Source organism: Vibrio sp. M260118, assembly GCF_036533755.1.
Classification (GTDB): Bacteria; Pseudomonadota; Gammaproteobacteria; order Enterobacterales; family Vibrionaceae; genus Vibrio.
Window position 1 is genome coordinate 1 of sequence record NZ_JATABG010000279.1, and the last position, 4,895, is coordinate 4,895.

The 4,895-nt window shown below is 44.5% G+C and carries 6 protein-coding genes; all 6 read left to right on the plus strand.

Going from position 1 to position 4,895, the window contains the following annotated elements:
• Window positions 1–850: peptide chain release factor 1 (gene prfA, locus QTO00_RS14860; RefSeq protein WP_331425489.1), on the plus strand; the 850-nt coding region annotated here is incomplete at its 5' end.
• A 4-nt stretch (window positions 851–854) separates the two neighbouring features.
• On the plus strand, window positions 855–1,709 hold the full coding sequence (prmC, locus tag QTO00_RS14865; protein WP_331425490.1) for a peptide chain release factor N(5)-glutamine methyltransferase: 855 nt from the start codon (window positions 855–857) through the stop codon (window positions 1,707–1,709).
• Between the two features lie 17 nt (window positions 1,710–1,726).
• Complete coding sequence (locus QTO00_RS14870; protein WP_038210164.1) at window positions 1,727–2,110, plus strand: SirB2 family protein; 384 nt, start codon at window positions 1,727–1,729, stop codon at window positions 2,108–2,110.
• Window positions 2,111–2,140: 30 nt separating this feature from the next.
• Complete coding sequence (locus tag QTO00_RS14875; RefSeq protein ID WP_331425491.1) at window positions 2,141–2,950, plus strand: SirB1 family protein; 810 nt, start codon at window positions 2,141–2,143, stop codon at window positions 2,948–2,950.
• 46 nt (window positions 2,951–2,996) lie between these two features.
• Window positions 2,997–3,848: a 3-deoxy-8-phosphooctulonate synthase gene (kdsA, locus tag QTO00_RS14880; protein ID WP_038210166.1), complete on the plus strand. Its 852-nt coding sequence runs from the start codon at window positions 2,997–2,999 to the stop codon at window positions 3,846–3,848.
• Window positions 3,849–4,431: 583 nt separating this feature from the next.
• Window positions 4,432–4,895 (plus strand): metallophosphoesterase (locus QTO00_RS14885; RefSeq protein WP_331425492.1); only part of this gene is annotated, 464 nt, incomplete at its 3' end.

Sequence of the window (4,895 nt, forward strand, 5' to 3'; positions counted from 1 at the left end):
GCAAGAAGAGATTAAAGAAGCCAAAGCGACGATCGAAAATCTTAGCGATGAGCTACAAATCTTGCTGCTACCAAAAGATCCGAACGATGACCGCAACTGTTTCTTAGAAATTCGCGCGGGTGCGGGTGGTGACGAAGCGGGTATTTTTGCTGGTGACCTATTCCGTATGTACAGCAAGTTTGCTGAGAAGAAAGGTTGGCGCGTTGAAGTCATGTCTTCAAACGAATCTGAGCACGGCGGCTACAAAGAGATGATCGCTAAAGTTTCGGGCGATGGTGCATACGGTGTACTTAAGTTTGAGTCAGGCGGTCACCGCGTACAACGTGTCCCTGCCACAGAATCTCAAGGTCGCGTTCACACCTCAGCATGTACAGTTGCTGTAATGGCAGAGATCCCAGAAGCGGAAATCCCAGAGATTAAAGCTGCTGATCTTAAGATCGATACCTTCCGTGCATCAGGCGCGGGTGGTCAGCACGTTAACACCACTGATTCTGCGATTCGTATTACCCACTTGCCAACCGGTACTGTGGTTGAGTGTCAGGATGAGCGTTCACAGCATAAGAACAAAGCCAAAGCGATGGCGGTTCTAGCAGCGCGTATTATCCAAGCTGAAGAAGCAAAACGTGCGGCAGAAGAGTCAGATACTCGTCGTAACCTACTCGGCTCTGGTGACCGTAGTGACCGTATCCGTACTTACAACTACCCGCAAGGCCGTGTATCCGATCACCGTATCAACCTAACCATCTACCGCCTAAATGAGGTGATGGAAGGTGACGTATCAAGTTTGGTTGATCCTGTTATCCAAGAACACCAAGCAGATCAGCTTGCCGCCTTAGCAGAGAACAACTAACCGAATGTCGGCTGACAACAGTGTTGAGAGCACACTAAAAAAGGCCGTACAGCAACTTCAAGAGAGTGGCAGTGATTCGCCCTCTCTTGATGCCGCGGTACTTCTTTGCCACACCTTAGATAAACCACGTTCCTTTCTTTTGACTTGGCCAGACAAGATTCTTGAGCCAGAGCAATTGAAGGATTTTGCTAGCGTGCTGCAACGCCGTATAACCGGTGAGCCTGTTGCCTACATTACCGGTGAACGTGAGTTTTGGTCACTGCCGTTAAAGGTGTCTCCAACGACCTTAATACCAAGACCAGACACTGAACGATTAGTCGAAGTTGCCCTTGATAAAGCTGTTTTGAATCAAGGTGATATTCTTGATTTGGGGACAGGAACTGGCGCCATTGCTCTAGCTCTCGCATCAGAACTGCCTCAGCGACAGGTTTGGGGCATTGATCTAAAAATTGATGCTCAGCAGCTTGCTGAATCTAACGCTCATTCGCTTAATCTAACCAATACGCGCTTTCTTGCCGGGAGCTGGTTTGAACCTGTTCCAGATGGCATAGAGTTTGCTCTAATTGTCTCTAACCCTCCATACATTGAGAAGGAAGACCCTCACCTGACTCAAGGAGATGTGCGCTTTGAACCACTGAGCGCGCTGGTGGCTGAAGAGAAGGGCTTAGCGGATATTAAACATATCGCAACTGAGGCTCGCTCTTATTTGAGTGACCAAGGCTGGCTAATGTTCGAACATGGATTTGAGCAAGGCTTTGCGGTGAGGGAATTATTACTCTCACTTGGCTATGACCAAGTGGAAACCTACAAGGACTATGGTGACAACGACCGAGTAACCATCGGCCAGTACCACCACTGAAGTAAGAGAGAAAATCAATGTACGAAGGTCTTAAACATTTTCACCTGCTGACAATTGCAGTAAGTGCAACGCTACTATCGGTTCGTTTTGCCATGATGATGGCGAACTCAAAACTGTTAGAGAAGAAGTTTTTTAAAGTATTTCCGCATATCAATGATACGTGTTTGTTGGTGTCGGGTATCGCATTGATCTTTATTACTGGTTTTATTCCATTTACACCATCGGCTCCTTGGCTGACTGAGAAGATCACTTGTGTATTGGCTTATATTGCACTTGGTTTCTTTGCATTGAAGCTAGGTAAGAACAAGTTACTTAGAACATTCTCATTTTTTGGTGCCCTAGGGTGGCTAGCGATGGCGGGTAAAGTGGCTGTCACTAAAACCCCAATGTTCTTCGGTTAATATTTTTGGTTAGTGAGGTTTTAACAACCAATGCTTGAGTTATTTGATGAAGACTTTGATGCAATGGAGCTAGTAGAAGGCGCATTAGCATTAAACAAAGCGATCAATCCTCAAACCCAAGTCCACTGGGCTGAAGCTGAGTTGAACCGATTGGTTCAAGAGGCTGAGCTGGCGCTTGTTCATGAAGTGAATGAAAAACAGCGCTTTGAATCTCTGCTGCGTCTGTTTTATCACCAGAGGGGTTATCAAGGGGACAGAGACAGCTATTTTCATTCGGAAAATGGCTTTGTCGATAAAGTTCTTGAAACCCGCAAGGGGATTCCGGTTAGCTTAGGTGCGATTCTGTTGTTTATTGCGAGAAAGCTGGGCTTCCCTTTAACCGGTGTCACTTTTCCGACTCAATTCTTGCTTAAACTAGAGTGGTACGGTGACAAGCCCCTCTATATCAATCCGTTTAACGGTGAGTATGTTTCTGAGCATACGCTAGGTGCTTGGCTGATTGGTCACAAAGGCCCACTAGCAAAGCTAGAGTCTAAGCATCTGTTAGAGACAGATAACCCAACGGTAATCGGTCGCTGGCTAGCTCTGCTCAAAAGTGCTCTTCTACGAGAAGAACGCTATACTTTGGCGTTAAAGTGTACCGATTTGGCGCTGACCTTCGTCCCAGATGACCCGTATGAAATTCGTGACCGTGGGTTTATCTATCAGCAGCTTGATTGTCATCAAGTTGCCTTGAGTGATTATCAGTATTTTATTGATCAGTGCCCTGACGACCCTGCGGCGGAGCTGCTTAAGAATCAAGTGAACGCCATGAGTGAGACTCAGGTGACCTTACATTAAGTCCACCTCTTTAGAGTTGGCATCACATCGAAATAGAGAGAAGAAAATGGAACAGAAAATTGTTCACGTTGGTGATATTCCAGTAGCGAACGACAAGCCATTCACGCTGTTTGCTGGTATGAACGTTTTAGAGTCTCGCGATCTAGCAATGCAGATCTGTGAGCACTACGTAAAAGTAACCGAAAAGCTTGGTATTCCTTACGTATTCAAAGCGTCGTTTGATAAAGCAAACCGCAGCTCTGTTCACTCTTACCGTGGCCCTGGTCTTGAGGAAGGTATGAAAATCTTCCAAGAGTTAAAAGACACCTTTGGCGTAAAGATCATTACTGATGTTCACACAGAAGAACAAGCTCAACCAGTGGCAGATGTGGTGGATGTTATCCAGCTTCCAGCATTCCTTGCTCGCCAGACGGACCTTGTCGAGGCGATGGCGAAAACGGGCGCAGTGATCAATGTTAAAAAACCTCAGTTCATGAGCCCAGGTCAAGTCGGCAATATCGTTGACAAGTTCAGTGAATGTGGCAACGAAAACATTATTCTATGTGAGCGTGGTTCATGCCATGGCTACGATAACCTAGTGGTTGATATGCTTGGCTTTGGTGTAATGAAGAAGGCATCTAACGGTAGCCCAATCATTTTTGACGTTACTCACTCACTACAAATGCGTGACCCATCAGGCGCTGCTTCAGGCGGTCGTCGTGAGCAAACTGTTGAACTGGCTAAAGCGGGTCTAGCAACAGGCATTGCCGGCCTGTTTATTGAGGCGCATCCAAATCCAGATCAAGCTCGTTGTGATGGCCCTTCAGCGTTGCCGCTAGATAAGTTGGAGCCGTTCCTCGCGCAAATGAAAGCGCTTGATGATCTTATCAAGGGTTTTGAACACATTGATATTAAATAATTAAACGTGTTTTGATTATTAAAGTCAGCTTAATAGCTGGCTTTTTTTTGCTCTGAATATAGCTGTGTTTGGCTATGAGTCTAAATATTAAATATCCAAGTACATTAATTGTTTTGTTATAACATAACTATTTAAGTTTGATTATTCTCCAAACTAACGATCATCTTTGACTTATTTAACTCCCACATTTCATGTTCAAAATAATAAAACTCTGAAACTATAGAAATGATATAACATAACATTTAGTGCCTGATTTTTCGGTGATTTTCTTCGGTGCTGTCTTTTTGTGTTGATAAGCTAAGCCAAGTCACATTAATCGACTAATATATATCTAACTAAGACAAACGTTTGCTTGTGATCTTATATTTACGCGAGTGTAATTCTTACGCTTTATTACATGTTTAATAGTTATTAAGAGTGATCTACTCATCATAAATATGAAATGCAAGTGTTACTTCTGCTGCCTTAATTTAAACTAGTTCAAGTTTTACTGCTCTCTGAGTATGTTATTTCCAAAATTCGTCTATTCGTCGAGAGTAGTAAAAAAGCAGTGGAATCCCCTAAAAGTTCAAAAGGTATGACAATGAAGCAAGGCCTAATCGTAAAAAGCGCAATTAGCGCAGCAATTTTGGCAACTCTCGCTGGTTGTGCGACGGCACCACAGCATGAGTGGGAAGCAGACAAAACATACAAACTAACTGTTCTTCACACTAACGACCACCATGGCCGTTTCTGGCAGAACAAATATGGCGAGTACGGTATGGCGGCTCGCAAGACTCTAATTGATGAGCTGCGCGCAGAAATTGCAGCGGAAGGTGGTAGCTCACTATTACTATCTGGTGGTGACATCAACACTGGTGTTCCAGAGTCTGATCTGCAAGATGCAGAACCTGATTTCAAGGGTATGAGCAAAATTGGTTACGATGCTATGGCATTAGGTAACCACGAATTTGATAACCCGCTTGAAGTTCTAATGAAGCAGAAAGATTGGGCAAACTTCCCAATGCTATCTGCCAACATCTACGATAAAGAGACTGGCGAGCGTAT